The sequence below is a fragment of the Psychrobacillus sp. NPDC096389 genome, assembly GCF_044762855.1.
In the GTDB taxonomy this organism is placed as follows: Bacteria; Bacillota; Bacilli; order Bacillales_A; family Planococcaceae; genus Psychrobacillus.
Genome location: NZ_JBIWFB010000001.1, coordinates 964,594 through 990,588 on the forward strand (window position 1 = coordinate 964,594; position 25,995 = coordinate 990,588).

General features: G+C 36.5%; 27 protein-coding genes. 18 read left to right on the plus strand and 9 right to left on the minus strand.

The window, feature by feature from the left end:
* Positions 1 to 242 precede the first annotated feature (242 nt).
* Positions 243 to 1,154 carry a COX15/CtaA family protein gene (locus ACIQ38_RS04505; protein ID WP_402818573.1) on the minus strand — a complete coding sequence of 304 codons (912 nt, stop codon included), beginning with the start codon at positions 1,152 to 1,154 and terminating at the stop codon, positions 243 to 245.
* Between the two features lie 324 nt (positions 1,155 to 1,478).
* Between ACIQ38_RS04505 and cyoE the strand changes: the two genes are divergently transcribed.
* The 7 genes from cyoE to ACIQ38_RS04540 all read left to right on the plus strand — a co-directional run bounded on the left by cyoE (position 1,479) and on the right by ACIQ38_RS04540 (position 8,771).
* Positions 1,479 to 2,402, plus strand: a complete 924-nt coding sequence (gene cyoE / locus ACIQ38_RS04510; RefSeq protein WP_402818576.1) for a heme o synthase — start codon at positions 1,479 to 1,481, stop codon at positions 2,400 to 2,402.
* A 101-nt stretch (positions 2,403 to 2,503) separates the two neighbouring features.
* Positions 2,504 to 3,586, plus strand: a complete 1,083-nt coding sequence (gene coxB / locus ACIQ38_RS04515; protein WP_402818579.1) for a cytochrome c oxidase subunit II — start codon at positions 2,504 to 2,506, stop codon at positions 3,584 to 3,586.
* Positions 3,587 to 3,619: 33 nt separating this feature from the next.
* Positions 3,620 to 5,482, plus strand: coding sequence for a cbb3-type cytochrome c oxidase subunit I (locus tag ACIQ38_RS04520; RefSeq protein WP_402818582.1), 1,863 nt, complete (start codon positions 3,620 to 3,622; stop codon positions 5,480 to 5,482).
* Positions 5,483 to 5,484: 2 nt separating this feature from the next.
* The gene (locus ACIQ38_RS04525) at positions 5,485 to 6,111 is read left to right on the plus strand and encodes a cytochrome (ubi)quinol oxidase subunit III (RefSeq protein ID WP_402818585.1); all 627 of its coding nucleotides are present in this window, start codon (positions 5,485 to 5,487) and stop codon (positions 6,109 to 6,111) included.
* A gap of 1 nt (position 6,112) precedes the next feature.
* Positions 6,113 to 6,448, plus strand: a complete 336-nt coding sequence (locus ACIQ38_RS04530; RefSeq protein WP_402818588.1) for a cytochrome C oxidase subunit IV family protein — start codon at positions 6,113 to 6,115, stop codon at positions 6,446 to 6,448.
* Positions 6,449 to 7,361: 913 nt separating this feature from the next.
* On the plus strand, positions 7,362 to 8,279 hold the full coding sequence (gene ctaG, locus ACIQ38_RS04535) for a cytochrome c oxidase assembly factor CtaG (RefSeq protein ID WP_402818591.1): 918 nt from the start codon (positions 7,362 to 7,364) through the stop codon (positions 8,277 to 8,279).
* A 30-nt stretch (positions 8,280 to 8,309) separates the two neighbouring features.
* Positions 8,310 to 8,771 (plus strand): DUF420 domain-containing protein, encoded by a 462-nt coding sequence (locus tag ACIQ38_RS04540; protein ID WP_402818594.1) that lies wholly within the window; start codon positions 8,310 to 8,312, stop codon positions 8,769 to 8,771.
* 41 nt (positions 8,772 to 8,812) lie between these two features.
* Here the strand turns inward: ACIQ38_RS04540 and ytvI are convergent, their stop codons facing one another.
* Positions 8,813 to 9,874, minus strand: a complete 1,062-nt coding sequence (ytvI, locus tag ACIQ38_RS04545; RefSeq protein WP_402818597.1) for a sporulation integral membrane protein YtvI — start codon at positions 9,872 to 9,874, stop codon at positions 8,813 to 8,815.
* 108 nt (positions 9,875 to 9,982) lie between these two features.
* Complete coding sequence (locus ACIQ38_RS04550) at positions 9,983 to 10,351, minus strand: YugN family protein (protein ID WP_402818599.1); 369 nt, start codon at positions 10,349 to 10,351, stop codon at positions 9,983 to 9,985.
* A 152-nt stretch (positions 10,352 to 10,503) separates the two neighbouring features.
* Here ACIQ38_RS04550 and ACIQ38_RS04555 point away from each other — a divergent pair, with 152 nt between their 5' ends.
* On the plus strand, positions 10,504 to 11,601 hold the full coding sequence (locus tag ACIQ38_RS04555; RefSeq protein ID WP_402818602.1) for a CAP domain-containing protein: 1,098 nt from the start codon (positions 10,504 to 10,506) through the stop codon (positions 11,599 to 11,601).
* Positions 11,602 to 11,998: 397 nt separating this feature from the next.
* On the opposite strand, the gene ACIQ38_RS04560 is transcribed toward ACIQ38_RS04555, so the two are convergent.
* Complete coding sequence (locus ACIQ38_RS04560) at positions 11,999 to 12,730, minus strand: amino acid kinase family protein (protein ID WP_402818605.1); 732 nt, start codon at positions 12,728 to 12,730, stop codon at positions 11,999 to 12,001.
* A gap of 162 nt (positions 12,731 to 12,892) precedes the next feature.
* Between ACIQ38_RS04560 and ACIQ38_RS04565 the strand changes: the two genes are divergently transcribed.
* Entirely contained in the window at positions 12,893 to 14,299 is a 1,407-nt protein-coding gene (locus ACIQ38_RS04565) for a UDP-N-acetylmuramoyl-L-alanyl-D-glutamate--2,6-diaminopimelate ligase (protein WP_402818608.1), read from the plus strand.
* Here ACIQ38_RS04565 and ACIQ38_RS04570 read toward each other — a convergent pair.
* Entirely contained in the window at positions 14,248 to 14,742 is a 495-nt protein-coding gene (locus ACIQ38_RS04570) for a PaaI family thioesterase (RefSeq protein ID WP_402818611.1), read from the minus strand. The genes ACIQ38_RS04565 and ACIQ38_RS04570 overlap by 52 nt on opposite strands.
* 85 nt (positions 14,743 to 14,827) lie before the next feature.
* On the opposite strand from ACIQ38_RS04570, the gene ACIQ38_RS04575 reads away from it, so the two are divergent.
* Positions 14,828 to 15,277 (plus strand): YlbF/YmcA family competence regulator, encoded by a 450-nt coding sequence (locus ACIQ38_RS04575; protein WP_402818614.1) that lies wholly within the window; start codon positions 14,828 to 14,830, stop codon positions 15,275 to 15,277.
* 41 nt (positions 15,278 to 15,318) lie between these two features.
* Here the strand turns inward: ACIQ38_RS04575 and ACIQ38_RS04580 are convergent, their stop codons facing one another.
* Positions 15,319 to 16,221 carry a glycerophosphodiester phosphodiesterase family protein gene (locus tag ACIQ38_RS04580; protein ID WP_402818617.1) on the minus strand — a complete coding sequence of 301 codons (903 nt, stop codon included), beginning with the start codon at positions 16,219 to 16,221 and terminating at the stop codon, positions 15,319 to 15,321.
* 135 nt (positions 16,222 to 16,356) lie between these two features.
* On the opposite strand from ACIQ38_RS04580, the gene ACIQ38_RS04585 reads away from it, so the two are divergent.
* Positions 16,357 to 16,629 carry a YlbG family protein gene (locus ACIQ38_RS04585; RefSeq protein WP_093263995.1) on the plus strand — a complete coding sequence of 91 codons (273 nt, stop codon included), beginning with the start codon at positions 16,357 to 16,359 and terminating at the stop codon, positions 16,627 to 16,629.
* Between the two features lie 11 nt (positions 16,630 to 16,640).
* Here ACIQ38_RS04585 and ACIQ38_RS04590 read toward each other — a convergent pair whose 3' ends face one another.
* Complete coding sequence (locus tag ACIQ38_RS04590) at positions 16,641 to 17,027, minus strand: DUF7147 family protein (protein WP_402818621.1); 387 nt, start codon at positions 17,025 to 17,027, stop codon at positions 16,641 to 16,643.
* 52 nt (positions 17,028 to 17,079) lie between these two features.
* On the opposite strand from ACIQ38_RS04590, the gene ACIQ38_RS04595 reads away from it, so the two are divergent.
* From ACIQ38_RS04595 to coaD, 3 genes are all read left to right on the plus strand, one after another.
* A complete protein-coding gene (locus ACIQ38_RS04595) occupies positions 17,080 to 18,498 on the plus strand; it encodes a hypothetical protein (protein ID WP_402818624.1) in 1,419 nt (472 codons plus the stop codon).
* A gap of 82 nt (positions 18,499 to 18,580) precedes the next feature.
* On the plus strand, positions 18,581 to 19,150 hold the full coding sequence (gene rsmD, locus ACIQ38_RS04600; RefSeq protein WP_402818627.1) for a 16S rRNA (guanine(966)-N(2))-methyltransferase RsmD: 570 nt from the start codon (positions 18,581 to 18,583) through the stop codon (positions 19,148 to 19,150).
* A 1-nt stretch (position 19,151) separates the two neighbouring features.
* On the plus strand, positions 19,152 to 19,637 hold the full coding sequence (gene coaD, locus ACIQ38_RS04605) for a pantetheine-phosphate adenylyltransferase (protein WP_402818629.1): 486 nt from the start codon (positions 19,152 to 19,154) through the stop codon (positions 19,635 to 19,637).
* A 960-nt stretch (positions 19,638 to 20,597) separates the two neighbouring features.
* Here the strand turns inward: coaD and ACIQ38_RS04610 are convergent.
* Positions 20,598 to 21,473, minus strand: a complete 876-nt coding sequence (locus tag ACIQ38_RS04610; RefSeq protein ID WP_402818632.1) for a hypothetical protein — start codon at positions 21,471 to 21,473, stop codon at positions 20,598 to 20,600.
* 92 nt (positions 21,474 to 21,565) lie between these two features.
* Between ACIQ38_RS04610 and ACIQ38_RS04615 the strand changes: the two genes are divergently transcribed.
* The gene (locus ACIQ38_RS04615; RefSeq protein WP_402818635.1) at positions 21,566 to 22,612 is read left to right on the plus strand and encodes a SepM family pheromone-processing serine protease; all 1,047 of its coding nucleotides are present in this window, start codon (positions 21,566 to 21,568) and stop codon (positions 22,610 to 22,612) included.
* Between the two features lie 4 nt (positions 22,613 to 22,616).
* On the opposite strand, the gene ACIQ38_RS04620 is transcribed toward ACIQ38_RS04615, so the two are convergent.
* Positions 22,617 to 23,831 (minus strand): nucleotidyltransferase, encoded by a 1,215-nt coding sequence (locus ACIQ38_RS04620; protein ID WP_402818638.1) that lies wholly within the window; start codon positions 23,829 to 23,831, stop codon positions 22,617 to 22,619.
* Between the two features lie 124 nt (positions 23,832 to 23,955).
* Between ACIQ38_RS04620 and ACIQ38_RS04625 the strand changes: the two genes are divergently transcribed.
* The 3 genes from ACIQ38_RS04625 to ACIQ38_RS04635 all read left to right on the plus strand — a co-directional run bounded on the left by ACIQ38_RS04625 (position 23,956) and on the right by ACIQ38_RS04635 (position 25,954).
* Positions 23,956 to 24,495 (plus strand): YceD family protein, encoded by a 540-nt coding sequence (locus ACIQ38_RS04625; protein ID WP_402818641.1) that lies wholly within the window; start codon positions 23,956 to 23,958, stop codon positions 24,493 to 24,495.
* Positions 24,496 to 24,519: 24 nt separating this feature from the next.
* Positions 24,520 to 24,693, plus strand: a complete 174-nt coding sequence (gene rpmF, locus ACIQ38_RS04630) for a 50S ribosomal protein L32 (RefSeq protein ID WP_093263953.1) — start codon at positions 24,520 to 24,522, stop codon at positions 24,691 to 24,693.
* A 505-nt stretch (positions 24,694 to 25,198) separates the two neighbouring features.
* Positions 25,199 to 25,954, plus strand: coding sequence for an enoyl-CoA hydratase/isomerase family protein (locus ACIQ38_RS04635; RefSeq protein ID WP_402818644.1), 756 nt, complete (start codon positions 25,199 to 25,201; stop codon positions 25,952 to 25,954).
* Positions 25,955 to 25,995: the final 41 nt, after the last annotated feature.

Here is a 25,995-nt window from a genome sequence, read left to right on the forward strand (position 1 = left end):
CTTATAACAACAAGTTTACTTGAAGTGAGACGACGAAGAATCTGACTCATTTTTTATTGGTCAATCTTCACCAAATGAATAGCTCGGAAATATTTGTTATAGCGCGCAGGCTCGTGGCTACCTTACGACCCAGCATCCCGAAGCATAGACAAAAAGGACACTGCTTGTTCAATTCGAAACAAGAAGTGTCCTATTATTTGTTTATTCTATTGTTTATTAGGGAACAGGAAAAAAAGATATACTTAATTTTTCGCTCTACTTCTAGATAACAATAGAATCATATAACATAGTAATCCAAAAAGTAATGATATAAACAATGAATGCAATAATGCTATATACAAATTTAACCTCGTTAATATAACAAACATTCCAGATACTAATTGGCATGTTACTAGTATAAGTGCAATAATCCAACTCCAGTATATTGCGCGTTGATCTTTATAATTCTTTATAACATGAATTGCAGTAATGAGAATCCAAATAAAAATCAATCCAGCTGCAACCCGATGTCCCATTTGTACCCACTCGTACAAGTTTGTCGGCAGTGTAAATTCATCATTTCGACATAATGGCCAATCTCGGCAAACTAAGCTAGACTCTGTATGTCGTACAAGTGCACCTGTATAAATGACAACATAAGAATAAAGTGTAATACCAATTGTATGAAATCTCAGTGTTTTACCTATTCTTATTTTATCCGTGTCGAATTTACGGTCGACTTCAAATACAAGTAAAGTTAATAACAAAACAGCAGCAAATGAAATAAGAGAAATACCGAAGTGAAGTGCGAGGATAAAATCTCCTTGTCCCCATTTCACTTGTGCAGCTCCAATGAGAGCTTGTAATACTAAGAAAAAGACTGCCATGAAAGATAAGAATTTTGTTTCACGCACATGTCCTAAGGAACGCCAAGCCCAAACAGCTAAAGCAACGATGAAGATGCCGACAGCTCCTGTCACAAGACGATGTGAAAATTCAATTAATACTTCTGGTGTAATTACATCTGGAATAAGTTGTCCATTACAACCAGGCCAATGTCGTCCGCAACCCATGCCGCTATCAGTTTTGGTAACTAGTGCTCCACCCAAAAGGATGAGCAACATACCAACTGTAGAAGCGATAGCAAGGGCTTTTAAATATTTATTAATGTGCAATGCGCCACCCACTTTATGTATCTTGTTCGTCTATAAAAGACGGTATCTGCTACTAGATAATATCGAAACATGAGAAAAATTACAATGTATATACTTTGAACACCATAGAACGATAAAGGCATTTCACAAATTGTTCATAAATTCGTGCTCGAACCTTCACAAATAACGACAAAAAATGATTTACTATGGATATGTTCTATCGAAATTTACATTTTTATAGAACTTATTATGCGAAAATCTTTATTCACTATAGAAATTGGAAAGGATTTTCGATATAGTAAAAGGTAGCGGAATATGCTTACAATTTTGAAAGGAGGGCGCAGCATGTCAAATGGTCATTCATTAACCGCTACTACCGAAGCTGAAAAGGAACCAGTATCCAGTTCTTTTTTGAAAGATTTTCTGTCGCTTATTAAAATTGGAATAGTCAATTCCAACTTAGTAACGACGTTTACTGGAATGTGGCTAGCTTTTCAAATTACTAATGTCAATTTTCTGCATAATTTAGATTTGTTATTTTATACGCTTTTTGGCGCAGCACTTATAATTGCAGGATCTGCGGCAATGAATAACTATATCGATCGTGATATTGACCCAGTCATGAAAAGCAAGAAAGGTAGACCTACCGTTACTGGAAGATTTACACCATCGGCCGTGCTGATAACTTCCTTTTCATTTTTAATTGTAGGTGAAATCTTGTTATTTATGGCTTCAACTTCTGCGGGAGTTTGGGGGCTGGCGGGGATTATTAGTTACGTTGTTTTATACTCAATGTGGTCAAAAAGAAAACATGTTAGTAATACGGTAGTAGGTAGTATTTCCGGTGCTATTCCTCCATTAATTGGATGGGCAGCAGTAGAACCAGGTCTCAGTTTTGGTGCGCTTGCATTGTTCTTAATAATGTTTGCTTGGCAACCACCGCATTTCTATGCGCTTGCAATGAAGCGAACGGAAGAATATCGTGCAGCTAACATTCCAATGTTACCTGTTGTAAAGGGTTTCAAACGTACTAAAGTTTCTATGCTGTTATGGATTTTACTTTTGTTCCCGTTACCATTCTTATTATTGGATTTAGGAATTATTTTTATTGTGTTAGCGACAGTACTTAATATTGGCTGGTTATTGCTATCTATTAAAGGCTTTCGTGCAGAAGATGATATTAAATGGTCTACTCGTATGTTTGTCTATTCGTTAAACTATATGACGATTCTATTTGTATCCATGATTATCTTTTCTATTTTCATTTAACTATTGGGATTCTTTCTTTTAGTCAACAAGAATTCATATAAAACAGTACGACCGTCCAAATGCACATGAATACAACTATGAAAGAGGGGTTTGATTTAGCTATGATGAAAGGGCTTAAAAAATGGCGACTTTTTTCACTGTTAGCAGCTCTTACGATTTTCCTATCGGGTTGTGGCGAGGAATATTTATCAACGCTTACACCTGCTGGACAAGTCGGAAGAGATCAATTTAATTTACTACTTCTATCTACTGGTATTATGACATTAGTTGTTATCGTAGTAGTAATTATTTATGTACTTGCAATAGTGAAATTCCGACGCAAAAAAGTTGGAGAAAATGTGATTCCAAAACAAGTAGAAGGAAGTCACACACTTGAAGTTATTTGGACAGTTATTCCAATTCTTCTATTAATCGTGCTTGCTATTCCAACTGTAATTTATACTTACAAACACGCGGATGTATCAGCGATGGACCACGTGGACGCAGACGGAAACAAAACAGCTGTTACAGTCAATGTAACTGCAAAATTATATTGGTGGGAGTTTGAATATCCTGATCTAGGTGTAGTTACAGCTCAAGAACTTGTAGTTCCTACAGGGGAAAAAGTATACTTTAACTTAAAAGCAGCGGATGTTAAACACTCATTTTGGATCCCAGCAGCTGGTGGTAAATTAGATACAAACGTAGAAAACGTCAACCAATTCTATTTAGAATTTGATAAAGAATCTGCGGGATTAAAAGACGGCGTATTTTATGGTAAATGTGCGGAACTTTGTGGGCCATCACATGCTTTAATGGATTTCAAAGTAAAAACATTGAGTCGTACCGACTTTAATGCTTGGGTAGAGTCAGCTAAAACAACAGAAGCTGTTGCAGAAGGTGAACTTGCTACTCAAGGTGAAGAAATATTTAATACAAGCTGTATCGCATGTCATGCAACTTCGGCTGCTGGTTCTGCCGGTGGTGTTGGTCCTAACTTAGCGGCATTTGGAGACCGTAATCGTGTTGCAGGGTTCATGGAACATACAGAAGAGAATCTAAAAAACTGGATTAATGATCCACAAAGCTATAAACCGGGTAACTTAATGCCTCAACCTGAACAACTGAACGATGGTAAAAAATTTAGTGAAGAGCAATTAGATGCTCTTGCAGAATATTTAATGGGACTATCTATTGAAAAATAATTTCAATAGATAATTATGAGGGAGGTTAAAGTTGTGAGTTCAATCGCACAAAAAAAGGGCTTTGGCGCAACTTTATGGGACTATTTAACAACAGTCGACCATAAAAAGATCGCGGTCATGTACCTCATTGCTGGTGGATTATTTTTCGTAATCGGCGGTATTGAGGCAATGCTAATTCGTATTCAATTAGCGCAGCCAGATAACGATTTTGTTAGTGCTGGTCTGTTTAATGAAATTATTACAATGCACGGAACAACGATGATTTTCCTTGCGGCCATGCCAATATTATTTGGATTTATGAACGCAGTTATGCCACTTCAAATTGGTGCACGTGACGTTGCGTTTCCATTTCTAAATTCACTTGGTTTTTGGTTCTTCTTATTTGGTGGTCTATTCCTTAACCTATCTTGGTTTATGGGTGGCGCACCTGATGCAGGGTGGACTTCTTACGCTTCGTTATCATTAGCTTCACCAGGTCATGGTATTGACTTTTATGCCATTGGTCTTCAGATAGCTGGTGCTGGTACTTACATAGGTGGTATTAACTTCCTTGTAACGATTATTAATATGCGTGCACCAGGTATGACGTATATGCGTATGCCATTATTCACTTGGACTACATTTGTTGCAAGTGCGTTAATATTATTTGCTTTCCCACCACTTACAATCGGATTATTCTTCTTAATCCTTGACCGTATGTTCGGAGCAAACTTCTTTGACCATACAATGGGTGGTAATACAATTATTTGGGAGCATTTATTCTGGATTTTCGGACATCCTGAAGTATATATCTTAATATTACCTGCTTTCGGTATTTTCTCGGAAATTTTCACTATTTTTGCTCGTAAACGTCTATTTGGTTACTCATCTATGGTATTTGCGACTGTATTAATCGGTTTCTTAGGATTCATGGTTTGGGCTCACCATATGTTTACAGTTGGTTTAGGACCTACAGCAAATGCTATTTTCGCAGTAGCTACAATGGCAATCGCTGTTCCTACCGGTATGAAAATCTTTAACTGGTTGCTGACGATTTGGGGAGGAAGTATTAAAGTTACGACTCCAATGTTGTACGCTTTAGGATTTATTCCATCCTTCGTAGCAGGTGGGGTAACAGGAGTTATGCAAGGGGCTGCACCTCTTGACTATCAATTACATGACTCTTACTTTATCGTTGCCCATTTCCACTATGTAATCGTAGGTGGAGTTGTGCTTGCAATTTTAGCTGCGGTACATCTATATTGGCCATTAATGTTTAACCAAATGCTAAGCGAAAAATTAGGTAAATGGACTTTCTGGTTCTTCTTTATCGGTTTCCATTTAACATTCTTCGTACAACATTTCTTAGGATTAATGGGGATGCCTCGTCGTGTATTTACGTTTGGAGCGAACCAAGGTTGGGATTTATTCAACTTAATCAGTTCTGTCGGAGCGTTCTTCATGGCAGCAGGTGTTATTATTCTTGTTATTAACATCATTATTACGGCTGTTAAAAATGTACCAGTTGGAAATGATCCATGGGAAGATGGCCGTACATTAGAGTGGGCTATTCCACAACCGGTTCCATTTTATAACTTTAGACAAACTCCACTTGTTCGTGGACTTGATCCTTTCTGGATTGAAAAACAAGAAGGTAATAAAGAAGGTATGACATATGCAGAGCCTCTATCTGATATCCATATGCCAAACAACTCATTTGTTCCTTTCGTAATGACATTTGGTTTCTTTATTGCTGGTTTTGGAGCACTTTATCATGGTGAAAAAGAGTGGGCTGTTCCGGTATTAGTTCTTGGATTAGCAATCACTGCAGCTTCTATGGCTGTTCGTTCATTAAAAGATGATCATGGTTACCATATTCACAAAGAAGATTTGATGAATGAAAAAGGGGGTAAATAATAATGGACTTAAATAAAAAGTACACCCCACAAACTTGGCCGGATCACCCAGAACAAGTAACAATGGAAGGTAAGAACAAGTTTTTAGGTTTCTGGCTGTTTCTAGGTGGAGAAACTGTACTATTTGCGAGTTTATTTGCTACTTATTTAGCGCTTAAAAATAAAGGACCAAGTGGTATGGAGTTTTCTACTCAGTCATTATTTGAATTACCGCTTGTATTCATTATGACAATGGTACTTCTTACTTCTTCTTTAACAAGTGTTTATGCAATGTATCATATGAAAAACCATAATTTTAAAGCTATGCAACTTTGGTTAGGAATCACAGTTGTTCTTGGGCTTACGTTCTTAGCTTTAGAGATTTATGAGTTTAATCACTATGTACATTTAGGCTTTAACTATAGTCAAAGTGCGTTTTCATCAGCGTTCTTTACACTAGTTGGAACACACGGGATACACGTTGTAATCGGTTTAGTATGGATTATCCTATTGATTGTACGTAATGCAAAACGTGGATTTAACTTGTATAATGCACCAAAATACTATACTGCTTCACTTTACTGGCACTTCATCGACGTTGTGTGGGTATTCATCTTTACAGTAGTATACTTGATGGGAGTTGTTGGCTAATATGTCTCACGATGCTCAAGTTTATGTTAAATCAGAAACTGAATTTAATTATATTAAGCAACAGAGAAGAAAAGATATGCGTGGCCAAATAACAACATTTGCAATTATGATTTTCTTTACACTAATTGCATTTACTGCTGTTGCGGCTGACTTCTCTAAGTACTTAATAGCACCTGTAATTTTGTTACTTGCTGTAGTTCAAGTAATATTACAACTTTTTTACTTCATGCATATGAGTGAAAAAAATCATAATGTTCCGATGTATTTCTTGTTTGTTGGGGCATTCTTCGCGTTTATCTTCATCCTTACGTTCTTAACGATCATTTGGTGGGGATAATCTAAACACAAAAGTCGAGACTAAGAAAATTCTTAGTCTCGGCTTTTTTTGTTGGGAAGTTCCCAAGTTAGTGGTACGCGTAAGTGTAAAATTTCTTCAAACATTGAAGGTATGGCACTTTTTAGGGATAATGCGTCGTAAAGAGTTGAATGAAGTGTCCGCAGGGATTTTCGCAGCAGGGCGGACGCTTTCCGTGGGGTGAGTGATGAGCCTTCACCGCCACGCCTACGCGCGTACGTTGTGAAGTCTCATCTTACTCAGGCAGAGGAACAAAAGGCTAAGAACGCCACATCGTGTGGCAACGCCTTTGTGACCAACCTCCTGTTGGCCTCCTTCAGAGTCGCCGCCCTGCTGCGAAAATCCAATGATAAAACACTGACTTTTCAGTGTCCGTAATTAACAATAAATGGTGAACGAGATAATATACACTGCGAACCAGACAGAAACTCGTCCAACTAGTCGAGCTGATGCCTGCCAGGCGAGTTCGATGGGCTTATAGGCATATTATTCCTATAATCTGCCTAAATCATGGTCGTCTCACTCCAAGTAAACTTTTTATTGTAAGAAATTCGTTGCTCTCATAAGCAATTTGGTTGCTTTCATGCTGATTTTAGTTGCTTTCAGTGTAGAATTAGTTGCTTTCAACAGCTTTTTGATTGCCCTTAGCTATATTTTGGAACTTTCCATGACAGTGTGAGACCCTGCAAGAGCGTTAGCGACGTAGCGGATCGTCACTCGCCCGCGAAAATCACAGCGGCCACCTAATAGAACTCTCTACGACGTATTATCCCTACATTGCGTAAAACACCTTAGAGAAAGCTAGTCTTTCATTTGTCATAGTTCGTTCATTGAAGTTATTGACATTCGGCTATATAATGGGATTAGTAGTAAAAGTAAAGGAGTGAGGTTACATATGCCTTTAAGTATATTTGGTTTTCAAGCTAACTGGAGCCCTGTATTAATCGGATTATTAGTGTTTATAACTATTCTATATTTTTTAATAACAGTTAAGTGGCGTAAAGACTTCAAAGTTTCAGAGCCTTTAACAAAACAAGAAGCAGCATATTTTTTAACGAGTATCGTACTTGTTTATATTGTTAAAGGATCACCTGTAGATTTGATGGCGCATATTATGTTCTCCTATCATATGGTGCAAATGGCTTTATTACTACTGTTAATTCCACCTTTGTTGATGAAAGGAATTCCATGGTGGGTCTGGAAAGTTGTCATTCAATTACCAGTTGTAAGAAAGGTCTTTCCGGTATTAACGAAACCGTTATTGTCGTTAATAGTATTTTCTGGATTATTCTCTCTTTACCATATTCCCTTAATCCTTGACTATATTAAAATGGATGAAGTGTTACATGGAACATATACGTTCATTTTGTTTATTTCAGCGATATTTATGTGGTGGTCTATTGTTGATATTATTAAGGGAGAGCAAGGGTTGCACGGGTTAAAGAAAATTGGTTTTATTGTAGGTAGTGCTATCTTAATAACTCCAGCTTGTGCATTGATTATTTTCTCAGGAACAGCAAATTATGTAACATACACAGACGGAGAAGCTTGGCTTAAAGCGATGGAATTATGTGTACCAACTAGTACATTATCCGGCTTATCACTTTCTGGACCTGAACTGTTTTCTAATATGTCGCCTGAAGCGGATCAACAACTCGGTGGTATTTTGATGAAGATTATTCAAGAGATTATATATGCTGTTGTTTTAGCGTCAATATTCTTTAAATGGTTTAAAAAAGAGCAGGAAACTGCTGATGAAATTACACAAAAAGCATTAGATGATTTAAAACTACAAGCAAGCTATAATAAATAACAAATTTAATGGATTCAAGGAGAATTGACGATGAGTTTACCCGTGTTACCAACGATTAGTACCTTTTTCATCGTGTTAAGTGCTGTATTAGTTGCCATTGGATGGGGATTAGTAAAGCAACGTAAAATAGAAGCACATAAAAAAACGATGATTGCTGCAGCTATTTCTGCTTTAATTTTTTTCATCATTTACGCATCACGAACAATTTTTATCGGGAATACCGCATTTGGCGGACCAGATAATATAAAAATTTACTATACAATATTTTTAATTTTCCATATCGTATTAGCGACTACAGGGGCTGTATTTGGAATTGTTACGATTGTTTTAGGATTTAAGAATAATATTACAAAGCATCGTAAAATTGGTCCCATTACAAGCGTCATTTGGTTTTTCGTTGCAATCACAGGAGTAGCCGTGTATTTATTGCTGTATGTATTTTATCATGGTGGAGATACGACTTCTGTCATTAAAGCGATAATCGGTGGATAACTGAGGCAAAAGCCAACACATTCAAAATGTGTTGGCTTTTGTTATAGTTTAAAGTTAAGTTTGATCATTCCCGCTTCTTTTGCGGTTATAAAAACAATGACGATGAGCGGTCCTATTAAAAATCCGAGAAAGCCGAATAGTTTCGCTCCGACAAACATAGCGATTAATATTGCTAAAGGGGATATGCCCATTTGTGACCCCATTAATTTTGGCTCAACTGCTCTTCGAATTATTAAAAGGATAATAGCTAAAATCGTAAGCTTAGTACCTAATACAATATCGCCTGTAATATATTCATAAATGGCCCAGGGTGCTAAAATAATGATAGAACCTAAGATAGGGATTATATCGATAATCCATATAATAATTGCCATAATGATCGCATATTTTGGCGTAAGTATAAATAGTAACCCTATAAGCGACGCTCCTAAAATTATGAAGCTTGCTAAAATTTGAGCCTTCATAAATCCGATTGTTACTTTTTTTATACTTGTACTCATCACTCGAACTTTCTCTGCAGTGCCTTCGGATAAATACCGAAAGAATTTCGTGCGCAATCTTTCCAAATCTAACATAAATAAAAATAAAGCAATAATAAAGACGATAAAGCTGATTAGAAAGTTTGGGACATTCGTAAGAAGTGCGGTAATATTCGAGTAACTTAGCAAATCGAGTAATGCATCTTTCATGCTCATCAAGGTGGAATCGAATTTATCTTGAATGGATTCTACTACTTCTTTTGGCAGTCCTTCTGTATATTGAAACAAGTTATTTTGTATGTTGATCCATACTCCTGTTAAGCTATTCAAATGAAATGGGATTACTTTAGAAGTATAAATGAGCTGACTGATTAGCTTCGTTATAACAAAATAAATAATGGCTGAAATAATAATGATAAAGAAAAAGAAATTAGTCATAACTGCTATTTTTCGATTCCATTTAAATGTTCTCTGGGTGAACTTAACAAGAGGCTCGATGATGATTGCAGTAACTAAAGCTAAGATAATTGGGAGTGATACTGGGATGACGAATATTGCAATTAATAATAGTAAAATGCCTGTTATAATGTATTTTACATATTCTTTTTTAAAACGTTTCAGCACGATGGCAGATACTCCTTTCTGTAGACTCCCACCTAGTATAGACAACATATTTATATTTGAACATATAAAAAACGCTAGAGAATTATTCTCTAACGTTTAATACAAGTCTTATTTCGATTGCAATTCAAAAGCGTCTAAGTCTTTTTTTAGTGCAGCTAATACTTGTTCACATGATTTTACTAAGTGGTTAGGGAATACTTCATTTTCCCCGTATTCTACCCCATGTGGATAATAATGTTTGCCGACTACTGGTTTTAATAATGTAATGTTTGCTTCGTGAGCACCAACATCGCCGTCTTTTGTAAAACCAAATACTCTTAGATAGAATGTGCCTTCTTTTATCTCATACTTTTTGTCATAAGTTACACGTTCATAATCCCATTGACCAGCGCGGATTAATCCGTTTTTGCTCATAAGATCATCTAATAAATTAAGATCAATGACAGTGTTTTCTATACCTGTGTTTTCGAAATACATTGAATTGTCCTCCTTCACGTTCGAATTACCAAAGAATATGTTCTCATTAATATTAATTCAAATTTGAAAATGTTGCAATGGCAACATTGTGTCTTTCCATGTAAGCTTGATATACTAGTGATAACGGATTAATCGTTAAGGAGAAAATTGAGATGAAAAATCTATTTCGCATTTTAGTAGCTGTTACTATTGTACTGGTGATATTTATATATTTGGATAATCCTGTTCAGGAAAATGAGCTAATTATGGGACCAAACAACTCTGGTCAATTAATACCACAACAAGTAACAGAGGTTTCAGAGCCTTTAACCATTTTCGATAGACCAAAAGAAGGGATCTCTACTCTTATAGGAAAGCCTTCTCAAACATTAATTGATTTGTACGGGAAGCCCGTGAGAATCGAACCATCTGGATTTGATTATGATTGGTGGGTGTATAATGAATCATTTTCAACATATAGACTGTTCGGAGTTTCAGATGGTCTGGTCGTACAATCATTTGCCATAGGAGGAGATGTAGATGTCGCTCCATATAAAATAGGGCAGACGCTCACGGATATTTATCGGTTTACACTAGTACAATCGGAAATCACTATGTCTATTGATTCTAATACGTATACTTTTTCGTTAACAGAAGAAGATATTAATACGCGTATTTTAGTGCAATTTAATGATTTGTTTGCCATTTTATATATAGATATGGATGATCAAGAGCTAGAGGCAGTCCGATATATAGACGCTAAAACACTGTTAAAACTTAAACCATATGATATTTTATATAACGGAATGATGATTGATGTGGAAACTCCAGCCTCTTCTCTGCAAGCTTCGATAGATAGGGCAAATGAGAGACAAGTGGTAGAAATGACGAATGTTATCCGCCACCGGCACGGTTTACAAGTGTTAGAGTCCAATTATGCCTTGCAACAACTTGCAAGAAATCATAGTGAAGAAATGGCTAAAAATAACATAGTAATAAATGAGACATTTGAAATTCCTAAATTTAGTGATCAATTAAAAGAATCTGCCATTGATTTTACACGGGCAGCCGGAAACACAGCCGCTTTTTACTTTGATGCAGGGGAGGCCGTTAATGGTTGGTTAAATTCGAAAGACCATCGTGCAACAATACTTGGCGAATGGTACACACATACTGGTGTAGGAGTTTATAGTAACTATTATACGCAAAACTTAATCGAACAACCTAAGCCAAAACTAAAAGATAGAAAAAAAGACGCAAGTATTGATTAAACAAAAATATTAAGCAGATGGATGATTATTATGAAGAAGGTACGATTGTTACTTTAACTTTAAATGCTTTGAACTAAACGAGTTCTATACCTTTATCGAAAAAATACGAAAGGGATGTGATTATGTCACATCCCTTTCGTATTTTTGGGTAATGGTGTAGTAGTTTATGGGTAATGAAAGTACCAAAGGTGTTGAAAACGAAAGAATGGCCACTTTCCTATTCATATAAAAGCAGCCAAAGATGAAATTTTGGCTGCTCAGTCCATCTCTATTGTGTTTATGCCTTTTCATTAATCGTCACCACTAAGCCTTCGGTAATAATTTTGCAATCATTTCGTCCACCGCTAACCTTCTGCGTTTTTGAAATGTGCTGTAAATTGGTTCATTAACAGACTGATTACTTAAAAACGAATGTTCCTTCTTTATCTTCATATAGGGAGCGAATATGCAAAGGAACATGATGGAGTGCAGCAAATTTAGCTGCTCTTTTTTGTATGACTTCCACTGGTCCATTTATTTTATTTTGTAATTCTGCATACGTCATTGATGTAATTAATTCGACGTTTTTATTTCTAAAAGGATCAGACGTCATCACACCTGGAACGTTTTTATAAAACTCCACGACATCTGCATTTAAATAATGTCCATAAACGACTGCAGTTAAATCGCTTCCACCTCTACCAAGCGTAGTGAAAGTTTGTGTTTCTTCTGCAACTCCTTGAAAACCTGGTACTACAATACAATGGAAATGTTGGAAGGTGGCGGCTATTGATGTTGTATCTACTTTTTCTATTTGAGCATCTCCGTAAGCATCATTTGTAATAATTCCTGCACTTTTTCCGTATAAAAGGGTTGCCAAAATTCCTTCTTTTTTTAACTCTGCGCAAAGTACAGATGCAGATATTAGTTCACCACATGCGGAAAGTAAATCCGTTTCCACACTATTAACAGCGTTTGGTACTAGATCTAATAATGTATCCGTTGCATAGTGTTGACCACTTCTTCCCATTGCTGAGACAACTACCAATACTTGTTGATGCATCGTTATTGCTTTTTTAATCCTTGCCATAACCAATTTCCTACTTTGATGATCCTGCATTGCAATTCCACCAAATTTTTGCACTATCATATTTTCAACCACTCTACTCGTGACATTTCAAACACTCCGTTCATACGATACAGGGAATTCATTTTACTTTATGCGAACTCACAAGAATGGTGTAGGGAGTGTGTTACTATTTTTCCTTTAAAAGAACTATTGGATTGTTTAGACTACAAGATTAAAGGTGACTTGAAGAACTTTAAGATAAACAGATTTATCGATCATTCGAAACAAATAAGAGATGGAGATGTGTTTGTTTCCGAAACGGGGAATCGAATATTTATAGAAGAAGCCATACAAAACGGCGCAAAAGCGATACTCACTGAGTATTTCATCCCTGATTGTAGTGTTCCACAAATTATTTTACCGACGGATATGCATTTGTTAAAAGAGAGAATTTCCTATATGACCTATGAAATGTACGGGAAATATATAAAAACAATTGGGATTACTGGCACGAATGGAAAAACTACTGTAGCGTCTTTTATAGGACAATTACTGATGCAACAACAGAAAAAAGTGTGCGTAATTGGTACACTTGGCGTTTTTATAAATGGTCAAAAATTGGATGGTCAATTTAGAAGTAATACAACATTGCCTTTTTATGATTTCATACAAGTAGTAAAATCTTGTTTTGAACAGAAAGTGGAATACATCGTATTAGAAGCTTCTTCCCAAGGATTGTTGGACAATCGATTAGGGGTATATCCAATCGATTTAGGCGTATTTTTGAATATAGGAAAAGATCATCTAGAATTCCATGGCGGGATGGTTCCTTACAAAAAATCAAAAGAGTTACTCGTCACACTTTCCAAGCAATTAGTTATTAATGATGATGATGAGTGGTGTCAATCCATTGCTGAAAGGACGATACTACCAGTTATCCGATTCGGCGAAAAATATACAAATGACGTTATTTATCAAAAGGTAGATTACTCAACGGAAATGGTCCTTTATAAATTTTGGGTAAGGGATAAAGAAGTGCACTTAAAAATGAAAAACAGTGGTTATTATAATGGGATGAACATAGCAGCGGCAATAGCATGTTTAAGTGCATTCGATATTCCTTTTGACGAAATAAAAGCTCTGATGCTCCCTAAGGGACGGTTAGAGCAAATTCCTAATAGTAAAGGGGTGGAAGTGCTAATTGACTATGCACATACACCTGATGCGTTGGAAGCTTGTTTATCTACTATTACTTCCTATGCAAAAAAAGACATCTATGTAGTTTTTGGCTGTGGGGGAAATCGAGATAGACAAAAAAGAAAAGGTATGGGGGAAGTTGCAACAAAATATGTAACAAAAGCAATTATCACTTCCGATAATCCAAGAGATGAGCGTCCAGAAGACATTATTACAGAAATTGTAAGTGGAGTGGACCCTAGCAAAGTCATGATTGAACCTGACCGTAAAAAAGCAATCGAGTTAGCCTTACAAACTGCCCAAAAGGGAGATGTTATCTTAATAGCAGGAAAGGGACATGAGCAAGAACAAATTGCTCATGGTCTCGTTGTCCCTTTTTCTGATCATGAAGTAGTCCGTAATTATTTTGAAGAAGTTGGTGGATTAATAACAAAAAATGATCCCGTGGCATGAGCAATTCTTTTGCCGTTTGGTTGAGTGACTGTACATTCGAGCACTAATGTTTGGCGACCTCTATGTATGTAGGACGCTGTAGCGATCAAAGATTTTTCGGAAGCTGCTTTCACATAATGAATATTCATATTCGTCGTTACAGCACCTTTTCCTGTTGGTTGTAAATCTTTGTTAACGAGGTATCCCATTGCATTATCCATTAGTGTTGCGATGATACCACCGTGTGGATTATCAAATGTATTATAAGAAAGTGGCGTAATTGGAAAAGTGACGATACATGTATCCTGCTCGAATTGTATATCCATCTGGAGAAGGGAATTTAAATAAGTATCGCTTGTTTGTTGCTTTTTTTGTAACCCTGTTAGAAAATCTTTTAGCAGAGTCATGTCTGTATCTGTTGCATTTTCCGTTACTTGGTTAAGTAATGTTTGTAATTCATTCATTATTTTTTCTCCTAACAGTAAGTTAATAATTTAGCATTTATTTCTCCATTTCTGTTATGATATACAGTGAGTGGAGGTTTTATAAATGATAATGACCAATGAATGGGCCACTATAATGGACCAATCAGATATGCTATGTACAATGGTTCTTTCCTCTGAACAATTTTATCAATACTTAGATGCACATCGTGCTGTATATACAAATTCGGATCTAGTCCGTGAAATTAATCATTTTACGAAACTGAAAGACCAATATGAAGAGGTCCAACGATTCGGAAAATACCATCCTGACTATTCGAAAGTTATGAAAGATATTCGCGTAACTAAACGAAACTTGGACATGGTGGATGAAGTTGCAACATTAAAGGTTGCGGAAAATGAATTGCAAGATCTTTTAGATGAAGTGAGCTTGCTAATTGGTAAATCTGTTTCAGAAGGTGTAAAAGTTCCTGTAAGCAACCCGTTTTTTTCATCCGGTGGCTCAAGCTGCGGAAGTGGTTGTGGTACGGGCGGCGCTTGCTCTTGTTCTGCATAAGAAATACGAAGGATGTGTGCATATTTTTGCACACATCCTTTTTAGTCTAATTTTAATGCTTCGATGGCTAGGTCGGGACGATCGGTGACAATTCCTTTAGCACCGTTTTTTATCAATTTCTGCATCACTACTGGATCATTAATAGTCCAATAGTGAACAGGTATATTCAAAGAAGTGATGAACTTGATAAACCCTACACTATCGAGCGGAAATACGCCGGATTTCACCGGAATTTGAAACACATCTGCCTTTGGATGGTATAAGTGTTTAAATTGGCTCGTATACGCAGTATATGCTTTTTTTACTTCCTTTTCGCCAGCACCTAAGGCAACCGTATTTTGTGCATACAAGTTAAAACGATCTATTTGTTCATCATAAAAACTAGTAACTACTACACGCTTATATGCTTGTTTTTCTTCTAGTAGTCTCCAAAGCTTAGAAGGCATTAAACTACCTTCATATGTTTGTGGGGCATCTTTAATATCTATATTGATAAGCATTTGCGGGTATGTATCGAGAAGCTCACCTAATGTGATTATTTGTTCACCACATCCCCTATAGATTTGAGCACCTTCTAAATCGACAAAGTGATAGCCAAGATCGGCTTCTTTCAATTGGGCTAATGTGTAATCTGCCACTTTACCACTTAAGTTTGTCACTCTGTCTAAGTGCTCATCGTGAAAGACGATAATCTCTTCATCTTTCGTCAGTCGTATATCTATTTCAAATCCATGTACTCCTAATTTTGCTGCCTTTTCAAAAGCGGCAAGCGAACATTCTGGAGCTAATAATGCACCACCTCGATGAGCAAGGATGATAGGCTGCTCGTATTCAAGTGCTTCTTTTGGAGTGCGAATCTGTGGTTTAGAAATAGCTTTTGAACTTGCCCAAGCTGCTCCAGCAGCCGCAGCAATAGCGAATGCAACATTTGTTTTTTTTCCCATTAATCGATTTAACCTCCTTTTTAACATTTAGCTTTTCTAATTATAACTTTTAGACAAACAACTGTCAGCTAGTTGTTGTTGCTATCATTTTCCCGGTTATGTTATCCTAAAGAGGAAGAAATGAGGGGAAAAAGTATGACAGAAAGACAAGGATTAATTGTCTATGTGCATCATTTAAAACAAGCCAAATCATTAAGAAAATATGGCCATGTCCACTATATATCAAAAAAATTGAAGTATGTCGTGTTGTATTGTGATCAAGATCAAATTGAGACGGCCAAACAGAAGATGAATAAACTTCCATTTGTCAAAGAAATACTTGAATCATACCGTCCATTTTTAAAAACGGAATTTGAAAATAGTAAACCGGATAAAGCGAAAGAATACGATTATAAAATTGGTTTATAACGTTTTCAAATCTATTGTAATGGCGGTATTAAATTATTTAATCGTAAAACGCCGATCACATATTGATAGTATAAATTTGTATCTACAAAAGTGGATGAATGTTTCATATCAATTTGGATTGGTTTAATTTGAAATGTTTCTAGCGTCTCATTAAATATGGAAAGTCTTTTAGGTACCAGTTCCTTTTTTGGTATTCCTTCTCGACATATATATATTGGGAAAAAATTGGCGTTATTAATTGGTTTTAAAGCAACTGCAATGGAAAAGTACTCTTTCTCTTCTTTTTTAGATGTGAATATAAATGCATGGTGTATACGATTTTTATTTAAACGAGTGAGTTCACAGAGCTCAAATACATCCGCATAACCTTCACCTAGTTCTATAAAACGTTGAATCAATGGTATCACTTCCTTTCCAGTCCATCTTACCACTTTGTTGGAGGAAAATTCTATGAAATTTGTTATAAGTTTTTTGATGATGTCGCTTGTTGTTGTAAATAGTGTATTGCTTTTATTTCAATACCATGTTTATTCCTCTAGTTTGGAAGAAGAGAAGCAGTCTTTTTTTTATGAACAAGAAATCGCATTGACATTTAAAAGTGACAGCGTCATCGTAAAGCAACATTTCCGTCATTTACCGCAACAACCATTGACTATTTCATGGCCTATTTCGAGTGAAAATAGAAGCTGTGATGTGAGTACGAGTGATAGTTGTAGTCGATTATCGGATGATTTAATATCGTTCGTTGAAGGGGATTCATCCGAGCAGAGCATCTCCTATGAAATTCCTTTAGCTGATGGATTAACGGATGGAAAATTATTAACTGGTTTTTTAGCGAAAATTGAAAAAGGTGGAGTTTCCTACACAACGCTTCATGTGACGGATGAGTTGAAAAGAGGAGGGATGTGGGTTAGCGGATTACCTGTAATTGGCACTACATCGTTAGATTTAATCGATTATACTTTTTCATATGGTGTTGGAGATATTACCGATTTATATTGGCAACAGGAAATAATTCCAGTGAAATATGAAAACGATTATTTTACAGTCTATTCACCGGAAGACCTTTCAGAAGAAGTGCGTGCACGCTTAGATAGCTTGAATATTCCAAATAGTACGCATATGACCTTGCTTTTCACTGAAAATAAAAATAATATTAAATCATCACGAATAGCATTTGTATTAGGTAAAGATATGGATTCCATTGAACGCGATTTAACAGTAAAAAGTGTTCAATCACAATATGATTTAAACGGAGAAAGTCCATTGCTTGCCGAAGTAATTAGTAGTTTTTTAATGGAACGTCCGATTGGAACCGAAAAATCGATTTGGATGTATGAAACAGTTAATAATTATTTGACAACAAGTCAGATGACAGAATGGAAAGCAATATTGACTAAAAATCATCCGTTAAATGCTAAAGAATTAGACAAGCTCTTGTCAGAAACAATCGATTTGAAAACTTCTTTCTTTCAAAAGAATGAACAAGCTGATTTGGAAAAGTTTCCTTTACTTTTTGAAGATCCACGTGCTTTGTATGTAAATGGGGTTCAACAAGAAGAGATGAAGTTATTGATGAGAGACGGAAAAGTTTTATATGCAGCGGAACCATTGCTTACCGCATTAGAGTACACTTTAAATGATACAGATAAAGGATTATATGTACAAAATGATTCAAGAGCATTTCGTTTTCCGATACAGGAGCCTTTTTATGTGTTGAATGAGAAACGATATGACGCAATGTCAGAACCGTTCGAACGGATTGGATCAGAATTTTATATTGAAGAAGCATGGATGATTCGATTGTTTTTATTGAGTTTAGAGAAAGAAGAAAATCGTATAAATATTACGGAGTCCGTACCACTTTAACTTCATTCAGCCAATGTTTTTTGCGACAAGCTTGCGCAGGAGCACATACGATGAAGCGAATTTAATCATTAGGAGTCATAACATGAGAGTTATATCAGGAGACAAAAAAGGACTGCCATTAAAAGCGGTACCTGGAACAAATACAAGACCTACCACGGATAAAGTAAAAGAATCGATTTTTAATATGATTGGTCCATATTTTGACGGGGGAACTGCAGTAGATTTGTTTGCAGGAAGCGGAAACTTAGGAATTGAATCACTCAGTAGAGGAATCGATTTATGTATTTTTATCGAAAAAGACCAGAAAGCGATTCAAACAATCAATGAAAATTTGAAAAAATGTCGTTTAGAAGAATCGAGCGAAATATACAGAATTGATGCATCCAGGGCTGTCAAAGCGTTTGAAAAACGAGAGTTAAAAATTGATTTGTTATTTGTAGATCCACCGTATAATAAGACTGCATTTTATGATTTAGCTGAAAAAATTGTAGAAGTTGGATGTATGAGCGATACAGGAATTATCGTGTGTGAACATGATAAAACGGTAGACTTGGCAACTGATTTTGGTCCTTTTACTCTAGCTAGACGGGAAACATACGGTGGTACAATTATTTCTATTTATCGTAGACGTTTAGAAGAAGAGGGGGATTAAATTGGTTAAAATTGCAGTAGTACCAGGAAGTTTCGATCCAATTACGAATGGGCATTTAGATATCATTAATCGAGGAGCAGCTGTTTTTGGACAAGTTAATGTAGTTGTCTTAAACAACTCTTCCAAAAATCCACTCTTTTCGGTGGAAGAAAGAATGGAACTGATCAAACAAGCAACAAGTCATCTTTCCAATGTGAAAGTGGATACATATTCTGGACTATTAATGGACTACGCAGAAAGTGTCCATGCAAGCGCGATTATTCGAGGATTACGAGCAGTTTCCGATTTCGAATATGAAATGCAAATTACATCGATGAACCGCGTATTAAACGATGAAATCGAAACATTTTTCATCATGACAAAAAACCAATATTCTTTTTTAAGCTCAAGCATCGTCAAAGAAGTAGCGAAGTATGGAGGGAAAATTGAAGAATTAGTTCCCCCACAAGTAGAAGCTGCCCTTCGACAAAAATTCCAAAACTCCTAACCTTGCCAACCAGGCAAGGTTTTTTTATCGCTTAGGAAACTATAAAATTTATGACATGTGGATAACTTTAAAAAAACATTAAATTTGGATTTATAGTTTTGAGCGTAGTATAGGGACAATGCGTCGTAAAGCTTTATTATAGGTGGCCGCTAAGATTTTCGCTGGAATCGTACGCTTTCCGCCGGGTAAGCGATGGGCCATCCCCGCCGCTTAGGCGTACGTTGGGATGTCTCATTTTGCTCACTTATCCGGCTGGAGTCGACGCTTACAGCGAAAATCAATGGAACTCACTTGCTTATTCAATATTTGCTTGCTAATAACAAAGCTTCCTACATTTTATGGGCCTAATTTATCCAGTAAATGTCTTAGAGCAACCAACTATTCATTGAAAGCAACCAATTCCAGTCTGAAAGCAATCAAATCATGGCGAGAGCAATCAAATAGCCGATGAAAGCAACTAAATTCATAAATCAACAAGTTCACTTAGGGTGAGGCGACTATAATTTCTATATATTATTGGAACAATACATTATAAAGCCGTCTGAGCACGCAAGCTAGTATCGGATAGACTGGAGTTGTCATGTTCAGCTACTGTGATTTCTCTTTCGGAGTGTGTATTGTAATGTTGGGAGTTGTGATTGTCACGTACACTGTGGAAATGGGCTCTTTCAACCATTTATTGTTAATACGAGACCACGATAAGTAAGTTTTTACCATTTATTTTCGCTGCAGGGCGGCGACTCCGAAGGGATTAAGTGAGTAAGATGAGCCTTCACAACGTACGCGCGTAGGCGCGGCGGTGAAGGCTCATCACTCACCCCACGGAAAGCGTCCGTCCTGCAGCGAAAATCACAGTGGTCGCTACGACTCATTTTCTCTATTATGCGTTTCATTCCATTCGAAATTCTTTTTACTAAATCGATGCAGAGACTGGCGCATGCAATTCTGTCATATTGGTAGTTAGAGTATAAAAAACAATGGGATGATGAGCATATGAAGGAAGCGAAATAGAATATAGCGTTTTATAGGGATACGAGCTTTTTGTGCAAGCACAATGATTTGCATGTGAATACTAATACCACTAAAAGCAATGATGATTGCCACGATAAATGGAAGGATTGCTTTTCCAGCAAGAATTTCTCCTGCTAAACTGATCCCGCCAGTCATTTCGAAAAAAGATGCGACAAATACTAATAATAATGGTGAAATGGATGGCAGCACTTCTTTTACAGATTCAAAAACGATAATGCTCACCGTTGTGAAAAAAATTACCGTGGTACCGATTAGTAATAAGATTTGAGAGGTTTCTTTTATACTTTCCTGAAATGGAGAAACGGCAATTGACGGTTTGTAATCATTCTGTTGTATAGGCTGTGAAAAAAAGATGAATACTAAAAGGAATAGTAAATTGATTAGATGTATAATGATTAACAATTTCAAGCCCGCAAACTCTGCATGAAATATTTCAATTCCAACAAATCCGATCACAAACATTGGGCTCGGAGCATGACAAATCCCTAACAACCAACTCGCATTTCGTTCGTTTAAAGTACCCATTTCCTTTAACGAAGAAATTACTGCGGCTCCACTCGGAAACCCTCCAATCGCGCTTAATATGTAGACATTCATATACAATTTAAACTTATTCGTTGTATGTAAAAAAGTGTTTTGCGACCTTATAAACATTTGTGTAATGACTAAATAAGGCAACAAATAAGGAAGTAATGACGTCGTAAAAATACGCATCCCTTCAACGGCACCTCTATGGGCCGTACCAGGTTGTAGAAATAGTAAAATTATTAATGCCCAGCTTCCGATCGTTATTATAATATGCATAAATTCATCCTTTATTTTCAATTGTTTTGTCAGAAAAAAATGGAAGTGATAAACTAATACTCATATATAGTTAAGAAAGAGAGGGAGAACATATGAAGAAGAGAAATTCCGTAATCCTTCTTTTCGTATTTGCGATTGTGTTGGCTCTTGCCTTTTATCCAATGGAATCCTATATTTCCAAACCAGGAGGTGCCTATGAGCTTTCTCCATTTGTAGACGTGGAAGGTGGAGATGAGGATGACATCGGAACAATGAGTTTACTCACGATTGCGCTTGCAAAGGCGACGCCACTTACATATGCATACGCTAAACTTGTGGACAATCAAAAAATCTATAAGGCCAATCAAATTCGACAAGAAGATGAAGACGATAAAGAATATAATGTTCGTCAATTAAAGCTTATGTCTGATTCTCAATTTAATGCTATAACCGTTGCATATAATCGAGCGAAGAAGCCTTATACAATAACAAATAACGGAATATTTATTTTTAATGTAGTGGATGGTAGTGCAGCTGATAATGTGTTAGAACCTGGTGATAAAATTCTAGAAATGGATAATATAAAGGATTTAACTGAAAGCTCAATCCAAACTTATTTAGCAGACAAACAAGAAGGAGACACAATTCAACTACTGGTCGATCGAAATGGTAAAGAGTTAATAAAAGAGGTGACACTTAAGGTAGTTCCTGGCGTTCTTGAGAAACCTGGTATTGGGATTTCCTATAAAGAAGATAAAATCGTCGAAACTACCCCTGTTGTTCATATGAACACTGAAGATATTGGAGGCCCTTCTGCCGGTCTTATGTTCACACTTCAAATATTAAATCAATTGCTACCGGAAGATATTACGAAAGGGCATAATATTGCCGGTACTGGGGAGATGCTTCCAGATGGAACGGTTGGACGAATTGGTGGCATTGACTTAAAAGTAATTGCTGCAGATCGAGAAGGAATGGAAATCATGTTTGCTCCTGATGATGAGATTGATCCTGCCATATTAGAGAAAAATCCGAATCTTACATCCAATTATGAAGAAGCATTAAAATCGGCAAAAAAAATAGGCACAAAAATGAAAATTGTACCTGTAAAAACAGTTGATGATGCACTGGCATATTTAGACAAACTAGAACCAAAATAAAGTATTATATTCTAATCGGGGCAATACGGAAGTCACTTCCAACCATTTGTTGTCCAAATGCACTTTGTAATCCAAGATAATATAAATTGGCCGCTTTAATATCTAACTGAAGTAATCTATTTTCTTTACTTGCAGCAACCCTACTTACAAGTGGAAGCTGCAAGTCTTTTTTTATCGACTGTAAATAAGCCTGTCCTCTTTCATTCATTCCTAGTGGGCGAATATAAGTCGGTAATTCGGTCTCTTTCAATTGTTTCCATGTAAAATCGTTATAAATATGCGTTAACATTCGCTGAATTCTAGTCCATGTAAATCGCTTCGATTTAATCTTTTCCATAAAGGATTGGAAAGTAAGACACGTGGTTGCTGCATTCCAAATAGCATTTTCCATACCTTCTGTCACTTCTGCAAACTGGGCTAATTTTTCTTTCGTGTGACGTAAAATAATGAATCGAAGTGTGGGGTAAAACTGTTCCCAGTTTCCAAAAGAATTAGCCGTACTTTGCCATTCGTATAATGCCTCTAAGCTAGTTGGTGGCATATAAGTTTGCACCGCACTTAGGTTAGCACCGTCAAACAACACTTTTCGTATTCCGGTTGCACTCGCAATAGTTTCCGTAGCTTTGGCAGGATCGTGATAATTTGCCACTACACGTTGAATAGTCTCTGGTTGAATGGTTGCATGTAATGTTTTTGCAGCCTCTATATAGTGATAGCCTAAAATATTATTTGGCTTAGATAAGTCTACTAATGGCACGGTCACATCTTTAGAAACTATATCGTAAGCTTCGTTTAATGCTTTCGGGTAACTAATTCCTTTTTTCATAAGCGTGGAAATGGCTAAATTATAAGCAGTCTTATTTTCGGTTAATAAATCATACGTATGCTCAAACGCCTTTAAAGAGCCCTCTTCGCTTCCAAAACAAAATGATGTACATTTTAAAGCATCTAATAAAAAAATGGCTCCTTTAGCAAAATCGCTCGCCTGAGCAGTTGCAAATGCGTAAGGTAGCTCAATTACTAAGTCCACACCCGCAGAAAGTGCCATTTTCGTTCGAGTCCACTTGTCCACAAGCGCTGGTTCACCGCGTTGAAGGAAATTACCAGACATTACAGCAATCATCACGTCATTATTTGTTTTCAGTCGCGCCTGTTGTAAATGATGTAGATGGCCATTATGAAATGGATTATATTCCACAACAATTCCAGTAGCTTTCATATCCCAATCAAATCCTTTCCATAATCAAATTATAGTGTTATTATAATGTAGTGACAAGAAATTATCTTGACATCTAAATTCAGTCATTATATAATCAACTTTGTTGTCTTGAGGTGATAATCGTATGAAATGGGCAATTAGTCAACTAGCAAAATATCGTGAAAACGGGATGCCGTTAGATGAGTTCGTGACACTTGAAAAAGTGAAAGAACTAAACCCGGACGTTCGAAATATTTCACCCGTTCATGTAACAGGGCATTGCACGTTTGGTGCAGCGCAAATGACTTGTCATTTTCAGCTTTCAGGGACTCTAATATTACCTTGTGCTCGCACATGGGAAGATGTAGAATATCCATTTGAGATTCAATCTGATGAAATTTTCAACTGGTCAGAGACTGCAGCTGCTTCTGCACAAACACATGATAATTTTCATGTGGTAGAAGGAGATGTCATTCATGTAGACCCAATTCTAGAAGAGTTAGTTCTTTTAGAAATACCATTGCAAGTGTTTAAAGAAGGTTCAGACCAATTTAAACATGAAGGTGGGAATGGTTGGAGTTATACAACAGATGATGATCTGGACGATATGCAAGAAGATGAACAACCAAAACTGGATCCAAGACTAGCTGATTTAGCTAAGTATTTTGATCAAACAGACGAATAATAGATCTGTAAGGAGGTGCCACCAATGGCAGTACCAGCTAGAAGAACTTCTAAAACTGTAAAAAGAAAACGTCGTACACACTTCAAATTATCCGTACCTGGTATGGTTGCTTGTTCAAATTGTGGTGAAATGAAATTGGCTCACCGTATTTGTAAATCATGCGGTCAATACAAAGGGAAAGAAGTAGTGAGCAAATAATACAGTATTTGTTCCATAAAAGACTACCAAAGAGACCATGGCTCTTCGGTAGTCTTTTTTTGTTTTATAAAAATTTCTCTCAACAGCTGAAAATCTGTCGCTATTTAGGGGTAATGAGTCTTAGAGATTTCAATAAGGAGATCGCTATATTTCCGCCGCTGGACGTGTGACGAGCTGTTATGTCGCTAACGCTCTTGCAGGGTCTTACACTGTCGCGGAAAATTCCAAAGAATGGATAAGAGCAATCAAGAAGCTATTGAAAGCAACTAATTCTACATTGAAAGCAACTAAAATTAGCGCAAGAGCAACTAAATTGCATATGAAAGCAACTAATTCTTACATTACTGCAGCGAAAATTACACCGGTCACCTAATAGAACGCTCTAAGCCGCATTATCCCTATACTGTGTATTATCCTATAGCATGCTCTTTCTCATAATCCTACTTCTTGTAAATCGATCGATATGGTACCCTTAATATATATATAATTGCAAAGGGGTATGGAAATGGCATATACAATTGAAAAAAGAGACGGTATCATTATCTTTGAAATAAACAGACCTGCAATCCATAATGCGATTAACGGAGAAATTGTAGAAGGGTTTAAACAATTAATTCAGAATGTGAAATCAGATGATTCCATTAAACTAGCTGTCATTACAGGAACGGGCGAAAAAACATTTTGTTCAGGTGGGGATCTTTCTGTATTTCATATGCTTAAAACAGAACAAGAATCATATGCAATGTTAAGTGATACTGCGCAAGTTTTATACGAAGTAGCCACATTAGATATCCCAACAATAGCTTTACTTAACGGGACAGCTGTAGGTGGGGGCTGTGAAATTGCTACATTATGTGATTTTCGTTTAGTGAAAAAAGAAGCGAAATGTGGTTTTATTCAGGGGAAATTAGGAATTACTTCTGGTTGGGGTGGAGGTTCGTATTTATTTGAAAAAGGGATGAGGCACGACCATGCATTGCGAATGCTAACAGAAGCTGTGCCATATACTTCTGACTATCTACTTACTATTGGTTGGGCAACCGAAGTTTTTGAAGGAGATAAATATAGTGCTTTAGGGAAGTTTATCGAAAAAATGATGGTCCCCCATGCATCTGTTTTAAAGGCATATAAGAAACAAGTTATCCAAAAATGGGAAAATGCCGGATTATATGAACGAATTATGAAAGAAGTATCCACATGTTCGGTTCTTTGGGCTCAAGATGCACATCATGAAGCGGTCGATGCTTTTTTAAAAAGATAACCATTTTTAGAGTCTATTTGCACCCACTTTGCATATATTAG